Origin of the sequence: Streptomyces sp. 1114.5, assembly GCF_003635085.1 — a bacterium.
Taxonomy (GTDB): domain Bacteria; phylum Actinomycetota; class Actinomycetes; order Streptomycetales; family Streptomycetaceae; genus Kitasatospora.
In genome coordinates this window covers 1,090,479-1,117,002 of the sequence record NZ_RBXE01000001.1, presented here as the reverse complement: position 1 = coordinate 1,117,002, position 26,524 = coordinate 1,090,479, and the positions used below count along the sequence as shown (strand labels likewise).

26 protein-coding genes are annotated in these 26,524 nt (G+C 71.3%); 13 read left to right on the top strand and 13 right to left on the bottom strand.

Features of this window, described 5'->3' with window-relative positions; genetic code table 11:
- Positions 1–39 precede the first annotated feature (39 nt).
- Together BX285_RS04770 and BX285_RS04765 are read right to left on the bottom strand one after the other, a co-directional pair.
- Positions 40–999, bottom strand: a complete 960-nt coding sequence (locus BX285_RS04770; protein ID WP_097236802.1) for a pirin family protein — start codon at positions 997–999, stop codon at positions 40–42.
- A 192-nt stretch (positions 1,000–1,191) separates the two neighbouring features.
- Positions 1,192–1,695: an SseB family protein gene (locus BX285_RS04765; protein ID WP_373560492.1), complete on the bottom strand. Its 504-nt coding sequence runs from the start codon at positions 1,693–1,695 to the stop codon at positions 1,192–1,194.
- Positions 1,696–1,909: 214 nt separating this feature from the next.
- Between BX285_RS04765 and BX285_RS04760 the strand changes: the two genes are divergently transcribed.
- A complete protein-coding gene (locus tag BX285_RS04760) occupies positions 1,910–3,739 on the top strand; it encodes an acyl-CoA dehydrogenase (RefSeq protein ID WP_097236800.1) in 1,830 nt (609 codons plus the stop codon).
- A 282-nt stretch (positions 3,740–4,021) separates the two neighbouring features.
- Positions 4,022–5,329 (top strand): M18 family aminopeptidase, encoded by a 1,308-nt coding sequence (locus tag BX285_RS04755; protein WP_097236799.1) that lies wholly within the window; start codon positions 4,022–4,024, stop codon positions 5,327–5,329.
- Between the two features lie 92 nt (positions 5,330–5,421).
- Here the strand turns inward: BX285_RS04755 and BX285_RS04750 are convergent, their stop codons facing one another.
- Complete coding sequence (locus BX285_RS04750) at positions 5,422–7,236, bottom strand: NHL domain-containing thioredoxin family protein (protein WP_097236798.1); 1,815 nt, start codon at positions 7,234–7,236, stop codon at positions 5,422–5,424.
- A 49-nt stretch (positions 7,237–7,285) separates the two neighbouring features.
- On the bottom strand, positions 7,286–7,795 hold the full coding sequence (locus BX285_RS04745; RefSeq protein ID WP_097240091.1) for a GNAT family N-acetyltransferase: 510 nt from the start codon (positions 7,793–7,795) through the stop codon (positions 7,286–7,288).
- Between the two features lie 142 nt (positions 7,796–7,937).
- On the opposite strand from BX285_RS04745, the gene BX285_RS04740 reads away from it, so the two are divergent.
- Together BX285_RS04740 and BX285_RS04735 are read left to right on the top strand one after the other, a co-directional pair.
- Positions 7,938–8,426, top strand: coding sequence for an LURP-one-related/scramblase family protein (locus BX285_RS04740; protein ID WP_097236797.1), 489 nt, complete (start codon positions 7,938–7,940; stop codon positions 8,424–8,426).
- 117 nt (positions 8,427–8,543) lie between these two features.
- On the top strand, positions 8,544–8,966 hold the full coding sequence (locus tag BX285_RS04735; protein WP_097236796.1) for a DUF350 domain-containing protein: 423 nt from the start codon (positions 8,544–8,546) through the stop codon (positions 8,964–8,966).
- A 79-nt stretch (positions 8,967–9,045) separates the two neighbouring features.
- On the opposite strand, the gene BX285_RS04730 is transcribed toward BX285_RS04735, so the two are convergent.
- Positions 9,046–9,393: a helix-turn-helix domain-containing protein gene (locus tag BX285_RS04730; RefSeq protein WP_097236795.1), complete on the bottom strand. Its 348-nt coding sequence runs from the start codon at positions 9,391–9,393 to the stop codon at positions 9,046–9,048.
- A 97-nt stretch (positions 9,394–9,490) separates the two neighbouring features.
- Between BX285_RS04730 and BX285_RS04725 the strand changes: the two genes are divergently transcribed.
- Both BX285_RS04725 and BX285_RS04720 read left to right on the top strand, forming a co-directional pair.
- The gene (locus BX285_RS04725; protein ID WP_097236794.1) at positions 9,491–10,399 is read left to right on the top strand and encodes an NAD(P)-dependent oxidoreductase; all 909 of its coding nucleotides are present in this window, start codon (positions 9,491–9,493) and stop codon (positions 10,397–10,399) included.
- Positions 10,400–10,422: 23 nt separating this feature from the next.
- Positions 10,423–10,992 (top strand): GNAT family N-acetyltransferase, encoded by a 570-nt coding sequence (locus BX285_RS04720; protein WP_097236793.1) that lies wholly within the window; start codon positions 10,423–10,425, stop codon positions 10,990–10,992.
- Positions 10,993–11,160: 168 nt separating this feature from the next.
- On the opposite strand, the gene BX285_RS38120 is transcribed toward BX285_RS04720, so the two are convergent.
- Positions 11,161–11,379 carry a hypothetical protein gene (locus tag BX285_RS38120; protein WP_257032484.1) on the bottom strand — a complete coding sequence of 73 codons (219 nt, stop codon included), beginning with the start codon at positions 11,377–11,379 and terminating at the stop codon, positions 11,161–11,163.
- A gap of 360 nt (positions 11,380–11,739) precedes the next feature.
- Here BX285_RS38120 and BX285_RS04705 point away from each other — a divergent pair, with 360 nt between their 5' ends.
- Together BX285_RS04705 and cutA are read left to right on the top strand one after the other, a co-directional pair.
- Complete coding sequence (locus BX285_RS04705) at positions 11,740–12,666, top strand: trans-aconitate 2-methyltransferase (RefSeq protein ID WP_097236792.1); 927 nt, start codon at positions 11,740–11,742, stop codon at positions 12,664–12,666.
- Positions 12,667–12,703: 37 nt separating this feature from the next.
- Complete coding sequence (gene cutA / locus BX285_RS04700; protein WP_097236791.1) at positions 12,704–13,033, top strand: divalent-cation tolerance protein CutA; 330 nt, start codon at positions 12,704–12,706, stop codon at positions 13,031–13,033.
- Positions 13,034–13,116: 83 nt separating this feature from the next.
- On the opposite strand, the gene metG is transcribed toward cutA, so the two are convergent.
- The 5 genes from metG to BX285_RS04675 all read right to left on the bottom strand — a co-directional run bounded on the left by metG (position 13,117) and on the right by BX285_RS04675 (position 18,627).
- Positions 13,117–14,850 (bottom strand): methionine--tRNA ligase, encoded by a 1,734-nt coding sequence (gene metG, locus BX285_RS04695; protein ID WP_097236790.1) that lies wholly within the window; start codon positions 14,848–14,850, stop codon positions 13,117–13,119.
- 115 nt (positions 14,851–14,965) lie between these two features.
- Positions 14,966–15,166: a DUF397 domain-containing protein gene (locus BX285_RS04690; RefSeq protein WP_097236789.1), complete on the bottom strand. Its 201-nt coding sequence runs from the start codon at positions 15,164–15,166 to the stop codon at positions 14,966–14,968.
- 5 nt (positions 15,167–15,171) lie between these two features.
- Positions 15,172–16,020, bottom strand: a complete 849-nt coding sequence (locus BX285_RS04685) for a helix-turn-helix transcriptional regulator (protein WP_097236788.1) — start codon at positions 16,018–16,020, stop codon at positions 15,172–15,174.
- Positions 16,021–16,581: 561 nt separating this feature from the next.
- A complete protein-coding gene (locus BX285_RS04680) occupies positions 16,582–17,184 on the bottom strand; it encodes a GNAT family N-acetyltransferase (protein ID WP_097236787.1) in 603 nt (200 codons plus the stop codon).
- Between the two features lie 159 nt (positions 17,185–17,343).
- The gene (locus BX285_RS04675; protein WP_097236786.1) at positions 17,344–18,627 is read right to left on the bottom strand and encodes an adenylosuccinate synthase; all 1,284 of its coding nucleotides are present in this window, start codon (positions 18,625–18,627) and stop codon (positions 17,344–17,346) included.
- 126 nt (positions 18,628–18,753) lie between these two features.
- On the opposite strand from BX285_RS04675, the gene BX285_RS04670 reads away from it, so the two are divergent.
- The 3 genes from BX285_RS04670 (at position 18,754) to purM (ending at position 22,586) form a co-directional block, all read left to right on the top strand.
- On the top strand, positions 18,754–19,596 hold the full coding sequence (locus tag BX285_RS04670; protein ID WP_121174533.1) for a diacylglycerol kinase family protein: 843 nt from the start codon (positions 18,754–18,756) through the stop codon (positions 19,594–19,596).
- Positions 19,597–19,838: 242 nt separating this feature from the next.
- Positions 19,839–21,422 (top strand): amidophosphoribosyltransferase, encoded by a 1,584-nt coding sequence (gene purF, locus BX285_RS04665; RefSeq protein ID WP_097236784.1) that lies wholly within the window; start codon positions 19,839–19,841, stop codon positions 21,420–21,422.
- 78 nt (positions 21,423–21,500) lie between these two features.
- On the top strand, positions 21,501–22,586 hold the full coding sequence (purM, locus tag BX285_RS04660; RefSeq protein WP_097236783.1) for a phosphoribosylformylglycinamidine cyclo-ligase: 1,086 nt from the start codon (positions 21,501–21,503) through the stop codon (positions 22,584–22,586).
- A 188-nt stretch (positions 22,587–22,774) separates the two neighbouring features.
- Here the strand turns inward: purM and BX285_RS04655 are convergent, their stop codons facing one another.
- On the bottom strand, positions 22,775–23,032 hold the full coding sequence (locus BX285_RS04655) for a DUF3073 domain-containing protein (protein ID WP_097236782.1): 258 nt from the start codon (positions 23,030–23,032) through the stop codon (positions 22,775–22,777).
- 382 nt (positions 23,033–23,414) lie between these two features.
- Entirely contained in the window at positions 23,415–24,572 is a 1,158-nt protein-coding gene (locus tag BX285_RS04650) for a Glu/Leu/Phe/Val dehydrogenase dimerization domain-containing protein (protein WP_097236781.1), read from the bottom strand.
- A 198-nt stretch (positions 24,573–24,770) separates the two neighbouring features.
- On the opposite strand from BX285_RS04650, the gene BX285_RS04645 reads away from it, so the two are divergent.
- Positions 24,771–25,682, top strand: coding sequence for a hypothetical protein (locus tag BX285_RS04645; RefSeq protein WP_121174532.1), 912 nt, complete (start codon positions 24,771–24,773; stop codon positions 25,680–25,682).
- A 487-nt stretch (positions 25,683–26,169) separates the two neighbouring features.
- On the top strand, positions 26,170–26,376 hold the full coding sequence (gene bldC, locus BX285_RS04640) for a developmental transcriptional regulator BldC (protein WP_014137253.1): 207 nt from the start codon (positions 26,170–26,172) through the stop codon (positions 26,374–26,376).
- The last annotated feature ends 148 nt before the right edge of the window (positions 26,377–26,524 follow it).

Below are 26,524 nucleotides of genomic sequence, written 5' to 3'. Positions count from 1 at the left end.
TGGGAACCTGCGGCCGCCCCGCCGGGTGGGGGACGGTTCTCAGTGGGCGTCGGTCGGGACGGTGCCGAGGCGGCCGGCCTGGAAGTCCTCCATGGCCTGCTGGAGTTCGCGGTGGCTGTTCATCACGAACGGTCCGTACCAGGCGACCGGCTCGCGGATCGGCTGTCCGCCGAGCAGGACGACCTCGAAGTTGGCGCTGCGGGAGTCCTGGTTCTCGTCGGCGCGGATGGTGATCGAGTCGCCGTCGCCGAACAGGACCGCCTGGCCCATGCCGAACGGGCGGCGCTCGGGGCCGGCCGAGCCCTTGCCCGCGAGACCGTAGGCGAGGGCGTTGAAGTCGGAGCGCCAGGGCAGGGTGACCTGGGCCCCGGGGCTGACCGAAGCGTGGATCATGGTGATCGGGGTGTGGGTGGCCCCGGGGCCCTGGTGGCCGTCGAGTTCGCCGGCGATCACCCGGAGCAGGGCGCCGCCGTCCTCGGTGCTGAGGAGCTTGACGCTGCCGCCGCGGATGTCCTGGTACTTCGGGGCGATCATCTTGTCCGAGGCGGGCAGGTTCACCCAGAGCTGGAGGCCGTGGAAGAGGCCGCCGGACATCACCAGCGACTCCGGCGGGGTCTCGATGTGCAGCAGGCCGGAGCCGGCCGTCATCCACTGGGTGTCGCCGTCGGTGATGACGCCGCCGCCGCCGTGCGAGTCCTGGTGCACGAAGGTGCCGTCGATGATGTAGGTGACGGTCTCGAAGCCGCGGTGCGGGTGCCAGGGGGTGCCCTTGGGCTCGCCGGCCGCGTAGTCCACCTCGCCCATCTGGTCCATCATGATGAACGGGTCGAGGTGCTTGGTGTTGATCTTGGCGAAGGCGCGGCGGACGGGGAAGCCCTCGCCCTCGTAGCCCTCGGGGGCGGTGACCACGGTGAGGACCGGCCGGGCGTTCGTGACGGCGGCGTCCGGGGTGGTGACGCGGGGGAGGGTCAGCGGGTTGTCGACGGTCACGGCGGGCATGTCGGCCTCCTTCGAGGGGGGTTCTGCGGCCTACGTCCCTCAGGTTAGTTCAATCCTCAACAACAAGCAAGTTGAAAATTGAACTATGTGTGGACGGAGGAGCGCGGGGCTCCTCGTCCAGGATGGGTCAGCCGTCGGTGGGCCGCTCGTCAGTCATCTGCGAAGCAATGGCCGACGGCCGCGCAACGGTCGTCAGCCATACATCCGGCGCATGGTGAAGTCGACCATCTGCTCGACGGCCTTGGCGTCGAACACCATCCGGTGCTCGCCCTCCATGTCCAGCGCGAAGCCGTAGCCGGTCGGCAGCAGGTCCAGGACCTCGGCGCCGGTGACGGTGAAGTGCTTGGAGTCCTTGCCGGCGTAGCGGCGCAGCTCCTTCAGGGAGCTGAACATCGGGATCACCGGCGTCGGGGTGTTGTGCAGCGCGAGGAAGCCGGGGCGGTCGCCGCGCGGGCAGTGCACCTTCGAGGTGATGAAGATCGCCTGGAAGTCCTCGACCGCCATCGAGCCGGTGGTGAAGGCGCGGACGGCGTCCGCCAGCGAGGGCGGGGACGGCTCCGGGTAGAGCGACTGCTGGTCGCCCTGCGGCTGCGCGCCGTAGGCGTCGGGTCCGGGCATGCCGTTCATGCCCGGCTGCGGTCCCGCCTGCTGCTGGTAGGGGTCGCCCGGGTATGCGTTCTGGTCATATCCGTACACACGGACAGGCTAGCGGGAGCGCACCCGCCCGCGCTGGCGCAGATCCTGACAAGGAGTGGCCGTCCCGGCTTGTGGGACGTGACCACGTTCATAGCGGATTAACCGTCGGGGGCTTGCCCAAGTTACCGCTGGGTAGCATCATTACGCCTACTGGTGGGTACGGGACGCCGGAACGCGGCGGTCTCCCGGAAGCGACGAACCGGAGATAACGGCCATGGGTCACTACAAGTCCAACCTGCGTGACGTGGAGTTCAACCTCTTCGAGGTGTTCGGCCGCGAGCAGGTCTACGGCACCGGACCGTTCGCGGACATGGACGTCGAGACCGCGAAGAACATCCTCAGCGAGATCTCGCGCCTCGCCGAGAACGACCTCGCAGCGTCCTTCGTCGATGCCGACCGCAACCCGCCGGTCTTCGACCCGGAGACCAACACCGCCCCGATCCCGGCGTCCTTCAAGAAGAGCTACCAGACCTTCATGGACGCCGAGTGGTGGCGCCTGGGCATCCCGGAGTCGATCGGTGGCCAGGTCACCCCGAACTCGCTGATCTGGGCCTTCGCCGAGCAGATCCTGGGCTCCAACCCGGCCATCTGGATGTACTCCTCCGGCCCGGCCTTCGCCGGCGTCATCGCCGAGGAGGGCACCGAGGAGCAGCTGGAGGTCGCCAAGCGGATGACCGACCGCCTGTGGGGCTCCACCATGGTCCTCACCGAGCCCGACGCGGGCTCCGACGTGGGCGCCGGCCGCACCAAGGCGATCCAGCAGGAGGACGGCTCCTGGCACATCGAGGGTGTGAAGCGCTTCATCACCTCGGGCGAGCACGACATGTCCGAGAACATCATCCACATGGTGCTGGCCCGCCCCGAGGGCGGTAAGCCGGGCACCAAGGGCCTGGGCCTGTTCATCGTCCCCAAGTTCGACTTCGACTGGGAGACCGGCGAGCTGGGCGAGCGCAACGGCGTCTACGCCACCAACGTCGAGCACAAGATGGGCCTCAAGGCCTCGAACACCTGCGAGATGACCTTCGGTGCCAAGCACCCGGCCAAGGGCTGGCTGCTGGGCGAGAAGGTCGACGGCATCCGCCAGATGTTCAAGATCATCGAGTTCGCCCGCATGATGGTCGGCACGAAGGCCATCGCCACCCTCTCCACCGGCTACCTGAACGCCCTGGAGTACGCCAAGGAGCGCGTGCAGGGCGCCGACATCTCGCAGTTCCTGGACAAGACCGCCCCGCGCGTCACCATCACCCACCACCCGGACGTGCGCCGCTCGCTGCTGACCCAGAAGGCCTACGCCGAGGGCATGCGCGCGCTGGTCCTGTTCACCGCGTCCACCCAGGACGACATGCTGGCCGCCAAGCTGCGCGGCGAGCGCGACGAGGCCGCCGAGCGCCTGAACGACCTGCTCCTGCCGATCGTCAAGGGCTACGGCTCGGAGAAGTCCTACGAGCAGCTCGCCCAGTCCCTGCAGACCTTCGGTGGCTCCGGCTACCTGCAGGAGTACCCGATCGAGCAGTACATCCGGGACGCCAAGATCGACACCCTGTACGAGGGCACCACCGCCATCCAGGGCCAGGACTTCTTCTTCCGCAAGATCGTCAAGGACGGCGGCCAGGCGCTCACCGCGCTGTCCGAGCAGATCCAGAAGTTCATCGGCTCCGCCGCCGGCGGCGACGCCCTGGCCGCCGAGCGCGACCTGCTCGCCAAGGCCGCCGGCGACCTGGAGGCCATCATCGGCAAGCTGCTGGCCGACCTCTCCTCGGTCGAGCAGGACGTCAAGAACATGTACAAGGTGGGCCTCAACACCACCCGCCTGCTGATGGTCTCCGGCGACGTCGTCGTCGGCTGGCTGCTGCTGCGCCAGGCCGCGGTGGCCCTGGCCAAGCTGGAGGCCGGCGCCTCCGAGAAGGACGTCCCGTTCTACCAGGGCAAGGTCGCGGCGGCCCGCTTCTTCGCCAAGAACGTCCTCCCGACCGTCGCCCCCCAGCGGGTGATCGCCGAGGGCATCGACAACGAGATCATGGAGCTGGCGGAGGAGGCCTTCTAAGGCACGCCTCCCACCCGTCACCCGCCACCACCCTTCCTGGGACGCGGCGGGTGACACCTCTCTGACCGCCTGACGAAAACCCTCACACCGAAGGGCCCGGCTGCCACCGGGCCCTTCGGTGTTTCCGCCTCCGTGCCCGCTGCTTTTCCGCCTCCGTGCCCGGCGCGTTCCCGGCTTCGTGCCCTTGCCGGTACCGAATGCCCTGTCCGTGTACGGGCATATGCTCAACGTGCGAAGCCGACTCCCCCTCCGGCTTCGGCCCTCCCTCGACTCAGGAGCAGTATGTCGACCGCCGCCCGCCAGGCATTCTTCGACCGGACGCACAGCGACGATCTGATCGCGTTCCTCGGCACCTCGCCGTCCCCGTACCACGCGGTCGCGAGCGCCGCGGAGCGGCTGGAGAAGGCGGGCTTCCGGCAGGTCGCCGAGACGGACGCCTGGGACGGCTCCGCCGGCGGGCGCTACCTGATCCGCGGCGGTGCGCTGATCGCCTGGTACCTGCCGGAGGGTGCGGGCCCGGAGACCCCGTTCCGGATCGTCGGCACCCACACCGACTCGCCCAACCTGCGCGTCAAGCCGCTGCCGGACACCGGCTCGGCGGGCTGGCGGCAGGTCGCGGTGGAGATCTACGGCGGCGTCCCGCTGAACACCTGGCTGGACCGCGACCTCGGCATCTCCGGCAGACTCGCGCTCAAGGACGGCACCGTCCGCCTGGTCCAGCTGGACGAGCCGCTGCTGCGCGTGCCGCAGCTCGCCATCCACCTGGACCGCCAGGTCAACGAGGGCATGAAGCTCGACAAGCAGCGCCACCTCACCCCGATCTGGGGCCTCGGCCCGGTCGACGAGGGCGCGCTGATCTCCTACGTCGCCGAGCGGGCCGGGGTGGCCGCCGCCGACGTGGTCGGCTGGGACCTCATGACGCACGACGTCCAGCCCGCCTCCTACCTGGGCCGGGACCGCGAGCTGCTGGCCGGCCCGCGCCTGGACAACCTGCTCTCGGTGCACGCGGCCACCGCCGCGCTCGCCGCCGTCGCCACCGCCGACGGTGCCGCCGAGCTGCCGTACATCCCGGTGCTGGCCGCCTTCGACCACGAGGAGACCGGCAGCGAGTCCGACACCGGCGCGCAGAGCCCGCTGCTCGGCAACGTCCTGGACCGTTCGATCCACTCGCGCGGCGGCACCCCGGAGGACCGCGCCCGGGCGCTCGCCGGCACCGTCTGCCTCTCCTCGGACATGGGCCACGCCGTCCACCCGAACTACAGCGAGCGGCACGAGCCGGGGCACCACCCGATGCCGAACGGCGGGCCGATCCTCAAGGTCAACGTCAACAACCGCTACGCGACCGACGGTGTCGGCCGGGCGGTGTTCGCGGCCGCCTGCGAGAAGGCGGGGGTGCCGTGGCAGTCCTTCGTCTCCAACAACGCGATGCCCTGCGGTACGACGATCGGCCCGATCACGGCGGCGCGGCTGGGCATCAAGACGGTGGACTGCGGCATCGCGGCGCTGTCCATGCACTCGGCGCGCGAGCTGTGCGGCGCGGAGGACCCGTACCTGCTGGCGAGCGCGATCAAGGCCTTCCTGGAGGGCTGAGCCCCCTCCCTCGCATGCGCCGGGGCCCGGCGGACGATTCGGTCGTCCGCCGGGCCCCGGCGTCTGTGGGAGGGGACTCCCCGGGCTGCTCGCTACTCCATCCCGGCCAGCACCAGCGGGAGGCGGCGGGCGCCGTCGGCGACCAGCTTCACCGGCACGCCCCAGTCCTGCTGGTGGACGTGGCAGGCCGGGAACTCGATCTCCGGGGCGTCGTCGCAGGAGGCGGCCATCGCCGAGACGTGCAGCACGCCCTCGGTGACCTCGTCGGAGAGCACCAGCTCGCGCGAGAGGTCGCTGTCCGCGCCCGCGCCGGAGACCAACAGCTCGGGCGGGGTCGAGCTGACCAGCAGCCGCGTGGACGGCCCGTAGCGCTCGTCCAGCTTCTGGCCGCTCGGCGCCGAGAAGACCACGTCCAGCCGGAAGGCGCCCGGCGCGACCTCGGTGGCCGCGCGCTGGGTGCGGTGCGCCACCGCGTCGACCCGCACCGCCTCCTCCGGCAGCCGCAGCCTGGTCAGCCGGTGCCGGGCCGACTCGACCACCACGATGTCGCCGTCCACCAGCACCGCCCCGGAGGGCTCGCGCAGGTCGGTGGCCAGCGTGCTGACCTCGCCGGTCGCCGGGTCGTAGCGGCGCAGCGCGTGGTTGTAGGTGTCGCTGACGGCCACCGAGCCGTCCGGCAGCACGGTGACGCCCAGCGGGTGCTGGAGCAGGGCCTGGTCGGCGGCGCCGTCGCGGTGGCCGAAGTCGAACAGGCCGGTGCCGACGGCGGTTTCGACCCTCCCTGTTTCACGTGAAACCAGGCGCAGCGCGGAGGTCTCGGAGTCGGCGACCCAGAGCTTCCCGCCGTCCGCCGAGACCGCGAGGCCGGAGGGCTGGGCGAACCAGGCCTCGGCGGCGGGCCCGTCCACCAGGCCCTCGTTGGTGGTGCCCGCCGCGACGCCGACCGTGCCGGTGGCCGGGTCGTACGCCCACAGCTGGTGCACGCCCGCCATCGCGATCCACACCCGGCCGTCGAACCAGGCGACGTCCCACGGCGAGGACAGGTCCACCTCGCGGGCCGGGCCCTCGGTGGCCGAGCCCTGCCACCACTGGCGGCCCGTGCCGGCCAGCGTGGTGACGCTGCCGTCGGCCAGCCGCAGGCCGCGCAGGGCGTGGTTGACGGTGTCGGCGACGACCACGTCGTACGCCGAGCCCTCCGGCAGCAGCGCCAGGCCCTGCGGCTCACTGAACCGGGGGCTGGTGCCGTCCACCAGGCCGCGCTGCCCGTCACCGATCCGGCGCACCACCGTCTCGCCGTCCTCGGCCAGCTCGACCAGCGAGTGGTGACCGGAGTCCGCGACCAGGAAGTGGCCGTTCGGCAGCCGGACCGCCTTGCCGGGGAACTTCAGGTCCCCCGCGGTCGGCTCGGGCGCCACGTACGGGCCGTCGCCGCGGCGCAGCGTGCCCTTCGCGGCGTGCTCGGCCTCCAGCTCCTCGACCAGCCGGGCGATCGCATGGGCGTGGCCCTCACCGGCGTGCTGGGCGACGACGTAACCCTCCGGGTCGATCACCACCAGCGTCGGCCAGGCCCGGACGGCGTACTGCTTCCAGGTGGCCAGCTCCGGGTCGTCCAGCACCGGGTGGTGCACCTCGTACCGGTCGACGGCGTCCACCACGGCCTGGTGGTCGGCCTCGTGCACGAACTTCGGCGAATGCACCCCGACGATCACCACGGTGTCGCGGTGCTTCTCCTCCAGCTCCCGCAGCTCGTCCAGGACGTGCAGACAGTTGATGCAGCAGAAGGTCCAGAAGTCCAGGATGGTGATCTTGCCCCGGAAGTCGGCGAGCGTGAGCTCCTTGCCGCCGGTGTTCAGCCAACCGCCAGCCCCGACCAGTTGGGGGGCGCGTACGCGTGCACGAGATGCCATGCCCCAATGAAACCGCACGCCCGCTGTCCGCATTCCGGGCGTCCCGGGTTCACCGGCTGAGGTCAGCCTGCCAGCGGGTTTCGCCGTCGTTCTGGTCGGCGGTGGGGTGGAGGCCGAGGGCGCGGGCGATGGCGGCGGAGGCGTGGTGGTCGGGGTGGATGTGGGCGACGGCGGTGGGGGTGCCGGCGGCGGTGAGGTGGGCGAGGAGGGTGCGGGCGGCCTCGGTGGCCAGGCCGCGGCCCTGCCAGGGGGTGCCGACCACCCAGGCGAGTTCGGCCAGGGCGGGGCGGATCGTGGCCTGGACGTAGCCGGTGAGGGCGCCGTCGGCGCGCAGCCGCAGGACCCAGTTGCCCCAGGCCTCGGCCGGGTCGGGGGAGCCGGCGGCGAGCCGGGCGCAGCGGGCGCGCATCTCCTCGACGGTGGCGGGGCGGCCGCCGGTGAAGGCGTGCAGGGCCGGGTCGGCGAGCGCTGCCGCCAGCTCCTCGGCGTGCTCGGGGGCGATCGGCAGCAGGTCGAGGCGCTCGCTGCGCAGCGGGACGGCGGTGAGGTCGGGGCGCATGGCGCCATTGAAGGCGATCGGGGCCGCGCGGTGCGACGGGGTTTCCCGCGGGTGCTTCGTGGCGGTGCTTTTCGGCGGGGTGGCGCTCGGGGTCGAATGGGCCGACGTCCACACGGGGACGTCCACACGGAGGAGGCCCACGGTGCGGTACCTGGTCAGGGAGAAGCTGTTCGCGGTCGGCGACGACTACTGGATCGAGGATGACCGGGGCCACAAGGCGTACCTGGTCGACGGCAAGGTGCTGCGGCTGCGGCACACCTTCGAGCTGAAGGACGCGCACGGCCGGGTGGTCGCGGTGGTGAAGGAGAAGATGCTGACCGTCCGCGACGCGATGAAGATCGAGGACGCCGACGGCGAGGTGATCGCGACCGTACGGGAGAAGCTGTTCACCCCGTTCCGCGACAAGTACCTGGTGGAGCTGGCCTCCGGGGGCGAGCTGAAGATCCACGGCGACCTGATCGACAAGGACTACCGGATCGAGAACCAGCACGGCGACGAGCTGGCCCGGATCAGCCGCAAGTGGTTCCGGATCCGCGACACCTACGGGGTGGAGATCGCCGACGGCGCGGACACCGGCCTGCTGCTGGCCGTCGCGGCCTGCGTGGACCACCTGGTGCACGAGGAGGACTGAGCCGTCCCCGGTTCCCGGATCCCCGGTCCGAGCCTCATCTGCGTGGGGTATCTTTTGCCAACCCTTGACCAGGTCGGTCGGGGCGTAGGCGAGAGCGGACCGGGGGCTGGAACCACGATGAACGACATCCTGCACGGGCTCGGCGCGGCGGCGGCCTACGGTGTCCTCGGGGTGGTGCTGCTGCTCCTCGGCGTCGGCCTGGTGGACCTGCTCACGCCCGGCCGGCTCGGCCACCAGATCTGGGTCGAGCGCAACCGCAACGCCGCGGTCCTGCTCAGCTCCGCGTTGCTCGGCATCGGCGGCATCGTCTTCACCGCGATCCTGTACACCTACGCCGACTTCGCCAAGGGCCTGGTCTCGACGGCCTGTTACGGCGTGCTCGGGCTGGTGCTGATGGCCGTCGCGTTCTGGCTGGTGGACCTGCTGACGCCCGGGCGGCTCGGGGCGATCCTGGTCGAGCCGGAGCCGCACCCGGCGGTGTGGGTGTCGGCCAGCTGCAACCTCGCGGTGGCGGCGGTGGTGTCGGCCGCGATCGCGTAGCGGCGGGTCGGGGTGACGGCGTCTCACGCCAGATGCGTCACTCCGGGCGTGTCACTCCGGGTACGTCACTCCAGGCGCGTCACACCCGGTGGGGCGCATCGTCCAGGACGTGCTCCCGGCCCCACGCGCCCAGCGGCAGCAGCGCCGTGTTGAGGCGCCGCCCCACCTCGGTCAGCTCGTACTCGACCCGGGGCGGCACCTCGTCGTACGCCTCCCGGCGCACGATGCCGTCCGCCTCCAGTTCGCGCAGGTGCGCGGCCAGCACCTTCTCGGTGATCCCCGGCACCAGGCGGCGCAGTTCGCCGAAGCGGCAGCTCCCGTGGTGGTCCAGCGCCCAGAGGATCAGCACCTTCCACTTGCCGCCGATCACGGCCATCGCGGCGTCGATCCCGCAGACGTACGTCCCCGGCCTCGGCACGGTTGCCATGCCCACCCCTTCCGACCTGGATACTGACCCCAGGGTAACCACCCACTCCGAAGTGCGTACTTGATCGTTTCCGGGTGCGGCGCGGAGGCTGACTCCCATGACGAACAAGCTCGTTGAGAGCGCCTCCAAGACCCCGCTCACCCCGCTCACTCCGCTCACCCTGCTCGGCCTCGGCGCGATGGGCACCGCGCTCGCCGAGGCCTGGCTCACCGCCGGCCACCCGCTGACCGTCTGGAACCGCACCGCCGCCCGGGCCGACGCGCTCGCCGTCCGCGGCGCCGTCGTCGCCCCCACCGTGGCCGAGGCCGTCGCGGCGAACCGCCTGGTCGTCGTCTGCCTGCTGGACGACGCCTCCGTGGAGGAGGCGCTGGCCGGCGTCGACCTGACCGGCAAGGACCTGGTCAACCTGGTCACCAGCACCCCCGGGCAGGCCCGCGCCCGCGCCGCCTGGGCCGAGCGGTGCGGCGCCCGCTACCTGGACGGCGGGATCATGGCCGTCCCGCCGATGATCGGCGTCCCGGCGGCCGGGCCGTACGTCTTCTACAGCGGTTCGACCGAGCTGTTCGAGGAGCACCGGGCGGCGCTCGCCGCGCCGGCCGACACCCGGTACGTCGGCGAGGACGCCGGGTACGCGGCCCTGCACGACGTGGCGCTGCTCAGCGCGATGTACGGCATGCTCGCCGGGGTCGCGCACGCCTTCGCGCTGGTCCGCGGGGAGGCCGTCGCCCCGGGCGACCTCGCGCCGATGCTCAGCGACTACGTCACCGCGATGAGTCAGACCATCCCCGTCACCGCGGAGCAGTTGGAGAGCGGCGACTACACCAAGGGCGTGGTGTCCAACCTGGCGATGCAGGTGGCCGGCAAGCGCACCCTGCTGGGCACCGCCGAGGAGCAGGGGGTGAGCGCCGAACTGCTGGAGCCGTACTTCCGGCTGATGGAGCGCAGGCTGGAGGTCGGCAGCGGCGAGGAGGACCTGGCCGGGGTCGTCGACCTGCTGCGACGGTGAGGGCCGGCCGGTAACGTACCGGCATGGCAGACCTTGAAGAACGCGCCGATGACGTCGCGTCCGGCTCACGGCAGACCGGGGCAGGGGTGGTGGTCCGACCTCGCCGCGGCGACGACCTCGCCGACTGCGTCCGGGTGCTGGGCGACGTCCACACCGCCGACGGCTACCCCGCCGACTGGCCCGACCGCCCCGCCGCCTGGCTCACCCCGGACGGCCTGCTCGCCGCCTGGATCGCCGAATCGCAGGGCCGGCTCGCCGGCCACGTCGGCCTCGCCCGCAGCGCCCCGGGCGACCTCGCCCCCGCCCTGTGGAGCCACCGCACCGGAGGCCCGCCGGCGCTCTCCGCCGTGATCGGCCGCCTCTACGTCGCCCCCGGGGCGCGCGGCCAACACATCGGCGCCCGGCTGCTCGCCCGCGCCGTCCTCCACGCGCGGGCGCTCGGCCTGCACCCCGTCCTGGACGTCCTCGCCACCGACACCGCGGCCGTCGCCCTCTACCGCCACCTCGGCTGGACCCACCTCGGCAGCGGCGACCAGCAGTGGGCCTCGGGCCGCACCGTCACCGTGCACTGCTTCGCCGCCCCGAGGGGATAGCCCCGCCCCTGGCCCCGGTCCGCCCCCAGCTCGCCCGCCCGCCCGACCACCGCGGGCGGGCGGGCGCGTTACACCGGGATGACCTCGATCCCGCGCTCCAGGCCGGTGAAGTCGGCCGCGTTCCGGGTGTAGAGCGGCAGGCCGTGGGCGGCGGCGTGGCAGCGATCATCAAGTCCATGCGTCGAGGTCGAGGGTCGCGCTTGGCTTGAATGGTGAGTGCGACGAGTGTTCCGAACCGCCGGGCGGCCTCACGGTCGAACGGGAGGGCGGCCACGGGTCGTCGCCGCCTACTCGGTCCTCGTCGCCGTAGAACGCGTCGGCCTCGGCCCGCATCTGCGCCGCGTCGACTGCGGGAGCGCTCTGCCACTTGGGCTGCAGTTCGTCCACGGGGACGCATCGTCGGCGGTTGCTGATCGGCCGAACCTCGGCGATCTCGGCGCCGTTACGCGGGATGTGGTAGATCTCGCCGGCTTCGACATCGCTCGTACTGGCGGCGGACGGCGGTGTGACCGGCGCGGTTTGCTGAGGCGGCAACAAAGCTTGCCGGGGGTGGGTGGCCGGTCGCAGCCTGGCCGTGGAGGTGAGCGCGATGAGCGGGACGAGGACGACGGCTGCCGCCTTCGCGCTCGACCGCGACCTCACGGAGGAGGAGGTCGGGCGGGCGGTGGCCCGGTACCGCGCGTCCGGCGCCGCCGTGCCCGCCTGAGCCGGGAAGCTTTTCGTCAAACGCGAACGGAGTGCAGAGACATGACGGCAGATCAGCACGAGAGCCGGCACCAGAACGGCCACCACCACGGTCACGGCCACGCCCCCTCCGCCGACTTCGACTGGGACGCGCTCGCCGCGCACCTGGAGCACGAGGCCGACCTGAGGTCCGACGTCGTCGCCGAGGCCGCGCAGTGGCTGACCGGCCTGTACGGGGCCGGGGCCTGGGCCGGGGACGGACGCGGGTACAGCACGGTCCGCCGGGTCCTCGACGTCGGCAGCGGGCCGGGGGTGATCGCCGGACTGCTGGCGGACGCCTTCCCGACGGCCGAGGTGGTGGCCGTCGACCAGTCGGCGGCCCTGCTGGAGCGCGCCAGGACCCGCTCGAACGGCCGCCTCGGCACCCAACAGGCCGACCTGCCAGCCGAGTTCGACAAGCTCGGCGAGGCCGACCTGATCTGGTCCGGCAACGCGATCCACCACCTGGGCGACCAGCAGGCCGCGCTCACCTCCCTCGCCGGGCTGCTGCGCCCCGGCGGGCTGCTCGCCGTCGCCGAGCGCGGCCTGCCACCGCGCTACCTCCCCCGCGACTTCGGCCTCGGCCGTCCCGGCTTCCAGGCCCGGCTGGACGCGGCCCACGAGGACGGCTTCAGCACCATGCGGGCCGACCTGCCCGGCAGCGTCGACGAGATCGAGGACTGGCCGGCCATGCTGACCCGGGCCGGACTGGTCCCGAGCGGCACCCGCACCTTCCTGGTCGACCACCCCGCCCCGCTCGACCGCCCCACCCGCGCGTACCTGCACACCCAGCTCAGCCGCCTGCACGACCGGCTCGCCGACGTCCTCACGGACGAGGACCGCGTCACCCTCGAAGCCCTCCTCGCCGAGGACGCCCCCACCGGCATCCTCCACCGCCCCGACGCCTTCTACCTCTCCGCCATGACCGTCCACACCGCCCGCAAGCCCTGACCGACCGAGCTGCCCGCCCCGGCGGTACCGTCGGCGCATGACAGCGAGCGAGCAGCGCTTCGTCGTGGTGACCACCACCCACGAGAGCGAGGAGCGGGCCCGGGCCCTGGCGTCCGCCGTGGTGCGGGAGCGGCTGGCGGCCTGCGCCCAGGTGTACCCGGTACGGTCGGTGTACTGGTGGGAGGGCGAGGTGCAGGACGCCGAGGAGTGGCGGATCGACCTCAAGACCCGGGCCGAACTCGCCGATCGGCTGGGCGAGTTCGTCGCCGAGCGGCACTCGTACGAGACGCCCGAGGTGATCGCCGTGCCGGTGGTGGCCGGCAGTCCCGGCTACCTGGACTGGGTGGCGACGGAGACGGCGCCCTGATCGACGGGGACGGCGCCCCGAACCGGGGTTCGGGGCGCCGTCTCCCGCGCTGGGCCTCCGACGTGCTCAGCCCTCCGACGTGCTCAGCCCTCCGAGCCGCCGAAGCGCGCCGTCCAGGCCGCCAGGTCCTCGTCCGTGATCTTGGCGAACAGCACGGGCGGCACCGTGAACGCCGTCCCGGCCGGCACCAGGTCCAGCGCCCGCGCCTCCTCCGGGCCCACCCAGTCGCGGGTGGCCGCCGGGGCGTCCGCGGGCAGCGCGAAGGCGCCGCGCATCGCCGCCGCCGCGGTCGGGATGAACGGCTCGGAGACAACCGCGTACAGGTGGATCAGGTTCATCGCCGTGCGCAGGGTGAGCGCCGCCGCCTCCGGGTCGGTCTTCACCTGCAGCCAGGGCGCCTTCTCGTCCAGGTAGGCGTTGCCCGCGCTCCACAGGGCGCGCAGAGCCTGCGCCGCCTTGCGGAAGTTGAGGGCGTCCAGCTGGGCCTCGTACTCGGCGAGCAGTTCGGCGATCTGCTCGCCGAGGCGCTGCTCGGCCTCGCCCGGCGCGTGGCCGCCGGGGACGTCGTCGCCGAAGCGCTTGCGGCTGAAGGACAGCACCCGGTTGACGAAGTTGCCGAGGGTGTCGGCGAGGTCCTTGTTGACGACCGAGGCGAAGAGGTCCCAGGTGAAACTGGAGTCGTCGGACTCGGGGGCGTGCGCCATCAGGAAGTAGCGCCAGTAGTCGGCGGGCAGCAGTTCCAGGGCGACGTCGGTGAAGATGCCGCGCTTCTGGCTGGTGGAGAACTTCCCGCCGTAGTACGTCAGCCAGTTGAAGGCCTTGACGTAGTCGACCTTCTTCCACGGGCGGCGCGAGCCGAGGATCGTCGCCGGGAACATCACGGTGTGGAAGGGGACGTTGTCCTTGGCCATGAACTCGGTGTAGCGGACGGTCTCGTCGGCCTCGTACCACCAGGACTTCCAGTCCCGCAGCTGCCCGGCCGGGGCCGCGTCCGCCCACTCCTTGGTGGCGCCGATGTACTCGATCGGGGCGTCGAACCAGACGTAGAACACCTTGCCCTCGGCGGCCAGTTCGGGCCAGACGTCGGCCGGCACCGGGACGCCCCACTCCAGGTCGCGGGTGATCGATCGGTCCTGCAGGCCCTCGGTGAGCCACTTGCGGGCGATGGAGGAGGCCAGCACCGGCCAGGAGTCGCCGTGGGCGGCGATCCAGTTCTCGACCTCCTCGGTGAGCTTCGACTGCAGCAGGAACAGGTGCCTGGTCTCCCGGACCTCCAGGTCGGAGCTGCCGCTGATCGCCGAGCGCGGCTCCAGCAGGTCGGTCGGGTCCAGCACCCGGGTGCAGTTCTCGCACTGGTCGCCGCGCGCCTTGTCGTAGCCGCAGTGCGGGCAGGTGCCGACGATGTAGCGGTCCGGGAGGAAGCGGCCGTCGGCGTTGGAGTACACCTGGCGGATCGCGCGCTCCTCGATGAAGCCGTTGCGCTGCAGCTCGCGGGCGATCTCCTGGGTGATCTCCCGGTTCTGCGGCGAGGAGCTGCGGCCGAAGTGGTCGAAGGAGAGCCCGAAGCCGTCGTACACCGCCTTCTGCGCCTCGTGCGCCCGGGCGCAGAACTCGGCGACCGGCAGTCCGGCTTCCTGGGCGGCCAGCTCGGCGGGGGTGCCGTGCTCGTCGGTGGCGCAGATGTACAGCACCTCGTGGCCGCGCTGCCGCAGGTAGCGGGAGTAGACGTCCGCCGGGAGCATGGACCCGACCATGTTGCCCAGGTGCTTGATCCCGTTGATGTAGGGAAGGGCGCTGGTGATCAGGTGCCGAGCCATCCTCGGATGCTCCGATTTCTCCCGCACACGCTCCCCACCCGGGGTGCGGTGCCAGGCGCAGGGGTCCACTGTGGGCTGCCAAGCCTACCGCCGCCACGGGCCCCGACGGCCGGCGTCACGTCCGGGCGGAGTCGGCGTACCGGTCGAACTCCCCGGCCTTCACCCCGCGGAGGAAGGCGGCCCACTTGCGCGGCGTGGTCCGTACGACCACCTCGGGCAGGTCCGACTCGCGGATCTCCACCAGGCCGCCCGCCGCCCTGACCTCGACGCAGTCGGTGCTCTCGCCGCTGGCCGATGCCTTGCGCCACGTACTCATGCGACTCATGTGAAGTCTTTCAGTAAGGCCCGGATGAAGTCCCGGGACTCGTCCGACCCGAGCGCGATCGCCGCGGTCTCCTCCTTGATCCGGCGGTAGGAGGCCAATTCGGTCTGGGTGTGCACGAATGTCGGCCCGTGGGAGAGGTCGATCTGGACGGTGTCGAGCTCGGGGACCGGCCCGCGGGCGAGGTACAGGCTCTCCCCGGAGCCGGTGTAGGTGGGCACGCTGAACGGGATCACCCGGATCTCCACCCCTGGCCGTTCGGAATTCTCCAGCAGGCTCTGCAACTGCTCGCGCAGTACTTCGGGGCCGCCGAACTGCATGCGCAGCGCGGATTCGTGCAGGAATGCGCTGTACGGCTTGGGGCGGTCGACGAAGATCTGCTGGCGCCGAATCCGGAACGCCTTCCGGTCCGCCGCCTCCTGCCGGTACTGCGGGGGCAGCCGCTCGAACACGGCGACGGCGTACTCCGGGGTCTGCAACAGGCCGGGGATGAAGGTGCTGTTCAGGATGGACAGCGAGGTGGCGTGGTGCTCCATCTCCGCGATGTCGATGATCGCGTTCGGCAGCCGGCCGCGGTAGCTGTCCCACCAGTACTTGCGCCGGTCCTGCGTCATCGCCAACAGGGCGTCCAGGTACGGGCCGTCCTCGCAGCCGCAGGTTCGGGCCCAGATCCGCAGCCGCTCGGCGCTGATGCCCGACTTGCCGTTCTCCATCTGGGAGATCTTGGGCAGGTCGGTGCCGATGGTGACGGCGAGGCTCTTGGGCGTCACGCCCACGCGTTCGCGCATCCTGCGCAACTCGATCCCGAGGCGCTGCTGGCGCACGGTCGGCGACAAGCGGGGTGGCATGACTCTCTTCTCCGGATCGCGGCTTCGGTCGATGCTTCCGGTGAAGTGTGCCGTGCATACCGGGCGCTAGCTACTGAAATGGGGGATACCCCACGATGGAGTGAACGTTCTCCTGCTCGGTAGCAACTCTGGCACCCCGACCCTAGGGTCATCCGTGTCACTCGCTGACTTGTTGCCGTCTAAACAGTCCCCGATCAGGCCTCAACCAGCCCTCAATCAGCCGTCATTACACACCAGATGCATGGTCGCGGCGCCCCGACATCACCGACCGGAGACAGCCATGCCCCTTTCCCCGCCTCTCCGTCTTCCCCGCCACCCCCACGCTCCCCGCCGCATTTCCGTATTCCGGTGAATGCGCTTCTCGTCGCCGCATTGTCCGCACTCCTGCTCGCCGTGCTATTCGTCGGCTGGCTGGTCTGGTTGGTCAACCTCCAACCCCGCCAGCCCCGTTCGGCGAAGCGCGGGATCGCGGCCGGCCATTCCGCGGGCGGCGAGCGGGAATAGCGTTCCCCGCCCGCCCATTGGCCCGCCCGCCCGCCGACCCCGCGGCCCGAGCGCTCCTCAGCCCCGCGAAAGCCGTTCCGCCAGACGGGACTTGGCGGCCGGCCACTCGTCGGCGAGCATCGAGAAGTAGGCGCTGTCCCGCCAGGTGCCGTTGGCGCGGTGCCGGTCGCGGCGGTGGATGCCCTCGAACCGGGCGCCGAGCCGCAGGATCGCATTGCGGGAGCGGTCGTTGAGCGCGTCCGTCTTCCAGAACACCCGGCCCATGCCCAGGTCCTCGAAGGCGTGGGTGAGCAGCAGCAGCTTGGCCTCGGTGTTGACGGCGGTGCGCCAGACCGAGCGGGCGTACCAGGTGCCGCCGATCTCCACCAGCTCGTCCTCGGCGCTGAAGTCGTAGTAGCCGGTGATGCCGACGGCCCGCCCGCTCGCCAGGTCGATGACGGCGAACTTCACCGCCGTCCCGCTGGCGACCTCCGCGAGGCGGACGTCGAGGATGGCGCCCAGCTCCTCCTCCGAGGTGGGCGGGAGGAAGGGGATCCAGCGCCAGACCTCGGGGTCGGGGCCCACGGTGGCCCAGAGGTCGGGCAGGTGGCGCCGCTCCAGGGGCTCCAGGCGGATGTGGCGGCCGGTGAGGGTGAGGGGCGAGGGCAGCTTCGCGGTCATGGTCCGAACGTACTGGCGAGTTGCACTAGATGCAAGAGATATCTGCACTAGTGCAAAATTCGGAGGCCGGCGAAGCGAAGGGCCCCGCGGGACGAATCCCGCGGGGCCCTCGAAGCGATCAGTGATCAGCGATCGGCGATCGGCGACCAGCGATCAGGCTCAGATGAACGAGTTGATCTGGATCGTCTCGTCCCGGCCCGGGCCGACGCCGATGGCGGAGATCGGCGCGCCCGACATCTCCTCCAGCGCCTTCACGTACGCCTGGGCGTTCTTGGGCAGCTCGGCGAAGGTCTTGGCCTTGCTGATGTCCTCGGTCCAGCCCGGCAGCGTCTCGTAGATCGGCTTGGCGTGGTGGAAGTCCGACTGGTTGTAGGGGAGTTCCTCGACCCGCCGGCCGTCGATCTCGTACGCGACGCAGACCGGGATCTGCTCCCAGCCGGTCAGCACGTCGAGCTTGGTGAGGAAGAAGTCGGTGAGGCCGTTGACCCGGGTCGCGTAGCGCGCGATCACGGCGTCGAACCAGCCGCAGCGGCGGTCACGGCCGGTGGTGACACCGCGCTCGCCGCCGATCCGGCGCAGCGCCTCGCCGTCCTCGTCGAGCAGCTCGGTCGGGAACGGGCCGGAGCCGACGCGGGTGGTGTAGGCCTTGAGGATGCCGATGACCCGGTCGATCTTGGTGGGGCCGATGCCGGCGCCGGTGCAGGCGCCGCCCGCGGTCGGGTTCGACGAGGTCACGAAGGGGTACGTGCCGTGGTCGACGTCGAGCAGGGTGCCCTGGCCGCCCTCCAGCAGGACGACCTTGTTGGCCTTCAGCGCCTCGTCCAGGACGAGGGTGGTGTCGGAGAGGAAGGGCTTGATCTTCTCCGCGTAGCCCAGGTACTCCTCGACCACCAGGTCGGCCGGGATGGTGCGGCGGTTGTAGAGCTTGACCAGGACCTGGTTCTTGTCGTGCAGCGCCGCCTCGATCTTCTGGCGCAGGATCGACTCGTCGAACAGGTCCTGGACCCGGATGCCGACGCGGTTGATCTTGTCCGCGTAGGTCGGGCCGATGCCGCGGCCGGTGGTGCCGATCCGGCGCTTGCCGAGGAAGCGCTCGGTGACCTTGTCGAGGGTGCGGTGGTACGGCGTGATCAGGTGGGCGTTGCCCGAGATCAGCAGCTTGGAGGTGTCGATGCCGCGGTCGTTGAGACCGGCCAGCTCGGAGAGCAGCACGGCCGGGTCGATCACGACGCCGTTGCCGATGACCGGCGTGACGTTCGGGCTGAGGATTCCGGAAGGGAGCAGGTGCAGGGCGTACTTCTGGTCGCCGATGACCACCGTGTGACCGGCGTTGTTGCCGCCCTGGTAGCGGACGACGTAGTCGACGGAGCCGCCGAGGAGGTCGGTGGCCTTCCCCTTGCCCTCGTCCCCCCACTGAGCGCCAACGAGCACGAGTGCCGGCACAGGCGTACACCCCTTCCGGTTGGGGCATCCTGCGTAGGCCGCAGTCTGCCCCGAGATAGACGAAGCCCCTGGCGCAATGGCGCAAGGGGCTCTTGCACCGAGAGATTACCTGAGGAAGGACCGGTCGTGTCGTCCCTGTCCACGCCTGGAACCGGCGGCCCCGAGCCGCTCCTGCTGCTCCTCGACCCGGTGGCCCGGCAGACCGACGGCGAGTCGGTGCGGATCGCGAAGGACGTGCTGTGCGGGGGCGCGGACGTCAAGGTGGCCTACCCGGAGAGCCCTTCCGAGCTCGACCGGGTGCTTTCGCACCGGGGCCGGCGGCGACCGGTGGTGATCGGTTCCGACCTCGCCCTGCAGCGGGTGCTGCAGGCGCTGCACCGGCAGCGTGAGCTGGGCACGGAACCGGTGGGGATGGTTCCGGTCGGTCGGGCGGCGGAGCTGGCGACGGCCCGCGCGCTCGGCGTCCCGGGGGAGCCGGTCCGGGCCGCCCGGGCGGTGCTGTCGGGCGCGCCGCGCCGGCTGGACCTGCTGGTGGACGACGGCGGCGGGGTGGCGCTGGGCGGGGTGCGGATCACCGGTGGCGGCTCGCACCGCCTGGGCCGTTCGAGCGGCTGGCGTTCGCTATGGGCGAAACTGGCTGCGGCCGAGCAGGCGAACGCACTCACTCCGGAGGCGGTCGACCACAGCTCCCGGGTCCGGGTCGAGGCCGACGGCCGGCTGCTCGCGGACGTCCACCGGCCGGTCCGGCTGGTCCAGGTCACGCTCCCGTCCGGGGTCTCGGACGGGACGGGCGAGATGGACGTCGTCGTCCGCGCCTCCGGCGCCCTGGTGCGCGCCCGGGCGGCGAGCGTCTCGGTGGTCGGCCGCGGCTTCGGCTACGAGGCGGACGGCCACCCCGTCGGCCCGGTCCGCGCCCGGACCTGGACGGTGCACCCGGGCGCCTGGGGACTGCTGCTTCCGGCCGCGTGAAGCCGGAGTGAACGCCGGGTGAGCAGGCTCACGTTCGGCTCCGCCCCGCCCTCCGCCGCTCCGCACACGGAACTCCCCAACAGGCGCGAACCACAAGGCCAACCGCCGCCCGCCGGAATTGCGACGGCCCGAAATCCCCACCCCGTAAGGGGTTTTGTCTACGCGCGTTACTCGCGGATCGTCCAACAATCCCGGCATCCCGGGTTCCGGAAGCCTGTGCCAACTGCCCTAGACTCGAAGGCGTGCCACGTGGTGACGGAAGACTCAACCACGATCTTCTTCCCGGCGAGAAAGGCCCCCAGGACGCTTGCGGCGTCTTCGGTGTCTGGGCTCCCGGCGAGGAGGTCGCCAAGCTCACGTTCTTCGGCCTTTACGCCCTGCAGCACCGCGGTCAGGAATCCGCGGGCATCGCAGTGAGCAATGGCTCCCAGATTCTCGTCTTCAAGGACATGGGACTCGTCTCCCAGGTCTTCGACGAGGCCTCGCTGGGATCCTTGCACGGGCATATCGCCGTCGGACACGCCCGCTACTCGACCACCGGTTCCTCGGTCTGGGAGAACGCCCAACCGACTTTCCGGGCGACCGTGCACGGTTCGCTGGCCCTCGGGCACAACGGAAACCTGGTGAACACCGCCGAACTGGCGGCCATGGTCGCCGAACTGCCCGGAGAGGAGCACGTCTCCCGCTCGGGCCGGACCGCCGCGACCAACGACACCGACCTGGTGACGGCCCTGCTCGCCGGCCACCCGGACCTCTCCATCGAGGAGACGGCCAAGGTCGTGCTGCCCAAGGTCAAGGGCGCGTTCTCGCTCGTCTTCATGGACGAGCACACCCTCTACGCCGCCCGCGACCCGCAGGGCATCCGCCCGCTGGTGCTCGGCCGGCTGGAGCGCGGCTGGGTGGTCGCCTCCGAGACGGCGGCGCTGGACATCTGCGGCGCCTCCTTCATCCGCGAGGTCGAGCCCGGCGAGCTCATCGCCATCGACGAGAACGGCATGCGCACCTCCCGCTTCGCCGAGGCGAAGCCCAAGGGCTGCGTGTTCGAGTACGTCTACCTGGCCCGCCCCGACACCTCCATCGCCGGCCGCAACGTGCACCTCTCCCGCGTGGAGATGGGCCGCCGCCTGGCGAAGGAGGCCCCGGTCGAGGCCGACCTGGTGATAGCGACGCCCGAGTCCGGCACCCCTGCCGCGATCGGCTACGCCGAGGCCAGCGGCATCCCGTACGGCTCCGGCCTGGTGAAGAACGCCTACGTGGGCCGCACCTTCATCCAGCCCAGCCAGACCATCCGCCAGCTCGGCATCCGGCTCAAGCTCAACCCGCTGCGCGAGGTCATCGCCGGCAAGCGCCTGGTGGTCGTGGACGACTCGATCGTCCGCGGCAACACCCAGCGCGCGCTGGTGAAGATGCTGCGCGAGGCGGGCGCCGCCGAGGTGCACATCCGGATCTCCTCGCCGCCGGTGAAGTGGCCCTGCTTCTTCGGCATCGACTTCGCCACCCGCGCGGAGCTGATCGCCAACGGCATGACCATCGAGGAGATCGGCCGCACCCTCGGCGCCGACTCGCTCGCCTACATCTCGATCGACGGCATGATCGAGGCCACCAAGCAGCCCAAGGACCGGCTCTGCCGGGCCTGCTTCGACGGCGAGTACCCGATGGAGCTGCCGGACCCGGCACTGCTCGGCAAGCTCCTGCTGGAGGCCGAGATCAAGGGCGGCCAGCAGCAGCCGGCCGTCCGCGGCAAGCCGACCAGCGGCAGCGACCTGGACGGCGTCCAGTCGCTGCTCGGCGGGGCCGGCGCGGCCGACGCGCTGCGTCGCCCGTAACGACCCGTGGTGGGGTCCCGCGAACCGGGGCCCCACCGCTGTTTCCGAACCACCCCCACCTGACCCGAGAGGGCCGCAGTGACCAGCTCCAACCAGAACGGCGCCACCTACGCCGCCGCCGGTGTCGACATCGAGGCGGGCGACCGCGCCGTCGAGCTCATGAAGCAGTGGGTGAAGAAGGCCAACCGCCCCGAGGTGGTCGGCGGTCTCGGCGGCTTCGCCGGGCTCTTCGACGCGTCCGCCTTCAAGAACTACGAGCGGCCGCTGCTGGCGTCGGCCACCGACGGCGTGGGGACCAAGGTGGCCATCGCCGCCGCCATGGACAAGCACGACACCATCGGCCACGACCTGGTCGGCATGGTCGTGGACGACCTGGTGGTGTGCGGGGCCGAGCCGCTGTTCATGACCGACTACATCTGCGTCGGCAAGGTCGTCCCGGAGCGGGTCGCCGCGATCGTCAAGGGCATCGCCGAGGGCTGCGCGCTGGCCGGCTGCGCCCTGGTCGGCGGTGAGACCGCCGAGCACCCGGGCCTGCTGGGCCCGGACGAGTACGACGTCGCGGGCGCCGGCACCGGTGTCGTGGAGGCCGACGCGCTGCTCGGCGCGGACCGCGTCCGGGCCGGCGACGTGGTGATCGCGATGGCCGCCTCCGGCCTGCACTCCAACGGCTACTCGCTGGTCCGCCACGTGCTGCTGAACGAGGCCGGCTGGAAGCTGGACCGCAAGGTCGAGGAGTTCGGCCGCACCCTCGGCGAGGAGCTGCTGGAGCCGACCCGGATCTACTCGCTGGACTGCCTGGCGCTCGCCCGCGCCACCGAGGTCCACGCCTTCTCGCACGTCACCGGCGGCGGCCTGGCGGCCAACCTGGCCCGGGTCATCCCGGACGGCCTGCACGCCCGCCTGGACCGCGGCACCTGGACCCCGCTGCCGGTCTTCCGGACCGTCGCCGAGGTCGGCAAGGTGGCCACCCTGGAGATCGAGAAGACGCTCAACATGGGCGTCGGCATGGTCGCGGTCGTCCCGCCGCACTCGGTGGACGTCGTGCTGTCGATCCTGGAGGACCGCGGCGTCGAGTCCTGGCTGCTCGGTGACATCGTCGAGCGCACCGACGAGCACGAGGGCGGAGCGGCCCTCTACAACTCCTACGAGGGCTTCCGGGCCTGACCCCGGCCATCCCCGGCCGAGAACGACGAGAGGGCCCCTCCGACGCACCGGAGGGGCCCTCTCGCATACGGTCAACCCGCCTGCCCGCCTGCCCGCCTGCCCGCCCCGGAGGCGAGCGGGCGAACACAGGGAACGCCGAAGACCGGCCCGGCGCCTGGGCGCCCGGACCGGTCCGGCGAAGCTGCTGGTTACGAGCGGCGGGAGGCCTGCGAAGCCCCGGCGCCCGGCTCGGTGTCGTCCTCGTCGTCGAGGTCGGCGTAGCGGGCGGCGTACTCCGCGTACGGGTCGTCGTCCTCTTCCTCCTCGATCGGCTCGGGGTCGATCGAAGCGGTGGACGGCGATACGCCCAGCTCGTTGGACAGACGGTTAGCGTCGAACCCGCCGCTGTTGTACTTCAGCTCGCGGGCGACCTTCGTCTGCTTGGCCTTGGCCCGGCCGCGCCCCATGGGTCGACCCCCTCAACGATGGGGCTCACGGCCCCGAGTCTGACACGTGTTCATGATCAGGACCGGCCTGCCCGAATGGGAGGACCGTCCCTTGGAGCATTAACGGTACCTGTTTCCGCCGCTGGACGGTACGTCGTCGGTGTGACGTGGCGCGCACCGACCGCACCCGAGACCAGGTCTTCCCAGGTCAGGGGAGGTTTTGCGGCGTTTTGCGCGCTGTCCAGAGGTGTCTTCGGTCCGTCGTTCCAGGACTGATTATCCCCCCTAGGGGGGCGTCGGATCACCCGATCGGGCGCAGAAGTGAGAATCCGGTTCCACATCGTGATGCGCGGGGGGCCACTGGGACGGCCCCCCGCGCGTACCGGGTCCGGAGGGTGCCGGATCAGGCGCGGCGGGCGCCCGGCAGCAGCACCGTGCGCAGCGCGCTGATCTCCCGCATCCGCTTCTCGGCCAGGCGGTCGGCGGCGACCGCCGGCGGGATGCCGTCGGCGGCGGCGCGGGTGAAGATCTCCAGGGTGGTGTCGAAGATCTTCGTGGCCTTGTTCTTGGCCCGCTCGAAGTTGAAGCCCTCGATCTCGTCGGCGACCTGGATGACGCCGCCGGAGTTCACCAGGTAGTCGGGCGCGTAGAGGATGCCGCGGTCGGCGAGGTCCTTCTCGACGCCCGCGTGCGCCAGCTGGTTGTTGGCCGCGCCGCAGACGATCGAGGTGCCGAACTCGCCCAGCGCGGCGACCACGTCGTCGGTCAGCGCGCCGCCGAGGGCGCAGGGGGCGTAGACGTCCAGCTTGGCCTGGAGCAGGGCGGCGGTGTCGGCGACGACCTCCACCTCGGGGTGGGCGGCACGCACGCGGTTGACGGCGGCCTCGAACGGGTCGGTGACGACGACCTCGGCGCCGTCCGCGACCAGGTGGCCGACCAGGTAGTGGCCGACCTTGCCGACGCCCGCGACACCGACCCGCTTGCCGCGCAGGGTCGGCTGGCCCCAGCGGGCCTGGGCGCTGGCGCGCATGCCCTGGAAGACGCCGAAGGCGGTCAGGATGGACGAGTCACCGGCGCCGCCGTGCTCGGGCGAGCGGCCGGTCACGAACGAGGTCTCGCGGGCGACGACGTCCATGTCCTGGACGTAGGTGCCCACGTCGCACGCGGTGATGTAGCGGCCGCGGAGGGACTCCACGAAGCGGCCGTAAGCCCGGAGCATCGCCTCGTTCTTGTCCTTGTTCGGGTCGCCGATGATGACGGCCTTGCCGCCACCGAGGTCCAGCCCGGCCAGCGCGTTCTTGTAGGACATCCCGCGGGACAGGTTCAGCGCGTCCTCCAGCGCCGCCTCCTCGGAGGCGTACGGGAAGAAGCGGGTGCCGCCGAGGGCCGGGCCCAGGGCGGTCGAGTGGATGGCGATGATGGCCTTCAGGCCGGAGCTGCGGTCGTGGCAGAGGACGACCTGCTCGTGGCCGTCGCCGGGGGCGCCGTCCTGCTCGGTACGGAAGATCCTGCTGAGCACGCCGGGTGCGGGGTGCGTGGCGGGGGTCTGTACGTCGGTCACTGTGGTGACTCCAGTAGGGAAGGCCCGCTGCTGTGGTGCGGGCGCCTAAGGCAGAGAGTAGTCGCGCGCGGGCCGCCGATCCGCCCTCTTGTCCGAGCTTGTGCCGGTTGTCCGAAGGGTGAGACGGGAGGTGGTGCGCGGTGCGGGCGCGAACGGTTCGCGGGCGCGCCCTCCCGGGGCCGGACGGCGCGTGCGACCATGCAGGACGTGACCGTCGTACGCACTTCCGTACACCCGCCCTACGCCGCCCACCTGCGGGTGTACGAGCCGCTGGCGGCCTATCCGGAGCCGGAGCGGGCGCACTGGCAGGGCTACGCGGCGGAGCACGGGCCGGACGCCGGGGAGGCGGCGCAGCCGGTCGCCGCGGCGGTGCTGGAGGAGCAGCGGGAGGCGCTGGCGGGGCTGGCCTCGCGGACGCCCCGGGCGCTGCCGGAGCGGGAGAGCGGGCGGGCGTACCTGCGGCTGGTGGACGGCGTACTGTACGTCTGCCCGTGGGCGACGAGGCTGCGCAGCTGGCAGGCGCTGGAGGAGCTGCGGGCCGGGGCGCCGGTGGCGCTGCTGGACACCGCGCTGCCGCCGGCGGCCCGGGAGGCCGCCGAGGTGGACCGGGAGCGCTGGCGGGCCGAGCACCCGGACGCCCGGCCGTGGATCCTCACCAGCCGGTGGGAGGTGCCGGTGCGCTGGTTCCTGCCGTTCGGGGACGAGGACCGGTGCTTCGTGCCGGGCGGGGAGCCGGCGGAGGGGGAGGGGGAGCGGGGCGGCCGGCCGGCGGCGCTGTTCTACCTGGTGCCGATGGCGCAGGCGCGCCGGCGGGTGGCGAGGGCCTACCGGGCGCTGCGCGAGGCGGTGCCGGCGGGGGAGTTGGTGCGGGGGGCGGAGCAGGTCGGGCGGTGGCTGGAGGAGTTCCACCCGCGGTCGCTGGTGGAGCTGGACTACGGGGGGCTGGTGCATCTGCTGGGGCCGGAGCGGCTGCTGGCGGACCGTTCGGCGCGGGAGCTGGAGGAGGGGTTGCGGGCGCTGCGGGCGGGGGACACCGCGGAGGCGCTGCGGGTGTACGGGGAGCTGACGGTGCGCTGGCGCCGGGTGCTGGCGCTGCGGAACGCGAACTGACGTCCGACCGCCCGTGTATGACTGTAAGAGTCCTAGGGACCGCAACGGCGATGACCAAGGTCCCGGTTCGGGTCAATAGCTGTCGAACGTGACACTACTCACCGTTGACGCGAACTTACCCCTATGTGCAAAAATGGGACAACCAGCCCAACTTCACGTGAGCGTGCCCACTTTTGGGTGGTTCTGGAGTCGATGCGTGCTTTGCGGGGAAACGGAGGGTCTGGTCCCCTCGTAACCGGATGTCATCGTCGCGTGACTGTCCGTTATGGGGTGGTCCATCGCCATCCGTCGGCCTTGAACCCGTGAGGGGTCAATTTTGGCGGTTTGGTCGATAGGGCTGGACGGATGGTGTAGTTGTAGACACCAGGACAAGCCGTTCGTCCTATAACCGACTCGGCCCGTCTATGCCATTTCGGGCATCGCGGGCCAAGGTGCAGAATTTGAAGGATAGAACCGCCCTGGTTCGGTTCTCCCGAGGAGGCCGCTCATGACCGCTCGTACCCCTGATGCTGAGCCGCTGCTGACGCCGGCAGAGGTTGCCACCATGTTCCGCGTGGACCCGAAGACGGTCACCCGCTGGGCCAAGGCGGGCAAGCTGACGTCGATCCGCACGCTCGGTGGTCACCGCCGTTACCGTGAGGCGGAGGTGCGCGCCCTGCTGGCCGGGATTCCCGCCCAGCGCACTGAGGCCTGATAGGCCAAAGGCTCTTTAAAGGGGCCGCTTACCGGACTCCGCCGGGTCCGGTAAGCGGCCCCTTTGTCGTGCTTCCGGGCGCCCCCGGATCTGTCGGAATGTTGAACTCCGGATAACGATTTGATGCTCATGAGGCGGGGGGGATTTA

Excerpts from the sequence above, each read along its gene's own strand:
- BX285_RS04770 (WP_097236802.1), bottom strand. The coding sequence starts at position 999 with ATGCCCGCCGTGACCGTCGACAACCCGCTGACCCTCCCCCGCGTCACC.
- BX285_RS04760 (WP_097236800.1), top strand. The coding sequence starts at position 1,910 with ATGGGTCACTACAAGTCCAACCTGCGTGACGTGGAGTTCAACCTCTTC.
- BX285_RS04755 (WP_097236799.1), top strand. The coding sequence starts at position 4,022 with ATGTCGACCGCCGCCCGCCAGGCATTCTTCGACCGGACGCACAGCGAC.
- BX285_RS04750 (WP_097236798.1), bottom strand. The coding sequence starts at position 7,236 with ATGGCATCTCGTGCACGCGTACGCGCCCCCCAACTGGTCGGGGCTGGC.
- BX285_RS04745 (WP_097240091.1), bottom strand. The coding sequence starts at position 7,795 with ATGCGCCCCGACCTCACCGCCGTCCCGCTGCGCAGCGAGCGCCTCGAC.
- BX285_RS04735 (WP_097236796.1), top strand. The coding sequence starts at position 8,544 with ATGAACGACATCCTGCACGGGCTCGGCGCGGCGGCGGCCTACGGTGTC.
- BX285_RS04730 (WP_097236795.1), bottom strand. The coding sequence starts at position 9,393 with ATGGCAACCGTGCCGAGGCCGGGGACGTACGTCTGCGGGATCGACGCC.
- BX285_RS04725 (WP_097236794.1), top strand. The coding sequence starts at position 9,491 with ATGACGAACAAGCTCGTTGAGAGCGCCTCCAAGACCCCGCTCACCCCG.
- BX285_RS04720 (WP_097236793.1), top strand. The coding sequence starts at position 10,423 with ATGGCAGACCTTGAAGAACGCGCCGATGACGTCGCGTCCGGCTCACGG.
- BX285_RS04705 (WP_097236792.1), top strand. The coding sequence starts at position 11,740 with ATGACGGCAGATCAGCACGAGAGCCGGCACCAGAACGGCCACCACCAC.
- cutA (WP_097236791.1), top strand. The coding sequence starts at position 12,704 with ATGACAGCGAGCGAGCAGCGCTTCGTCGTGGTGACCACCACCCACGAG.
- metG (WP_097236790.1), bottom strand. The coding sequence starts at position 14,850 with ATGGCTCGGCACCTGATCACCAGCGCCCTTCCCTACATCAACGGGATC.
- BX285_RS04690 (WP_097236789.1), bottom strand. The coding sequence starts at position 15,166 with ATGAGTACGTGGCGCAAGGCATCGGCCAGCGGCGAGAGCACCGACTGC.
- BX285_RS04685 (WP_097236788.1), bottom strand. The coding sequence starts at position 16,020 with ATGCCACCCCGCTTGTCGCCGACCGTGCGCCAGCAGCGCCTCGGGATC.
- BX285_RS04680 (WP_097236787.1), bottom strand. The coding sequence starts at position 17,184 with ATGACCGCGAAGCTGCCCTCGCCCCTCACCCTCACCGGCCGCCACATC.
- BX285_RS04655 (WP_097236782.1), bottom strand. The coding sequence starts at position 23,032 with ATGGGGCGCGGCCGGGCCAAGGCCAAGCAGACGAAGGTCGCCCGCGAG.
- BX285_RS04645 (WP_121174532.1), top strand. The coding sequence starts at position 24,771 with ATGCAGGACGTGACCGTCGTACGCACTTCCGTACACCCGCCCTACGCC.
- bldC (WP_014137253.1), top strand. The coding sequence starts at position 26,170 with ATGACCGCTCGTACCCCTGATGCTGAGCCGCTGCTGACGCCGGCAGAG.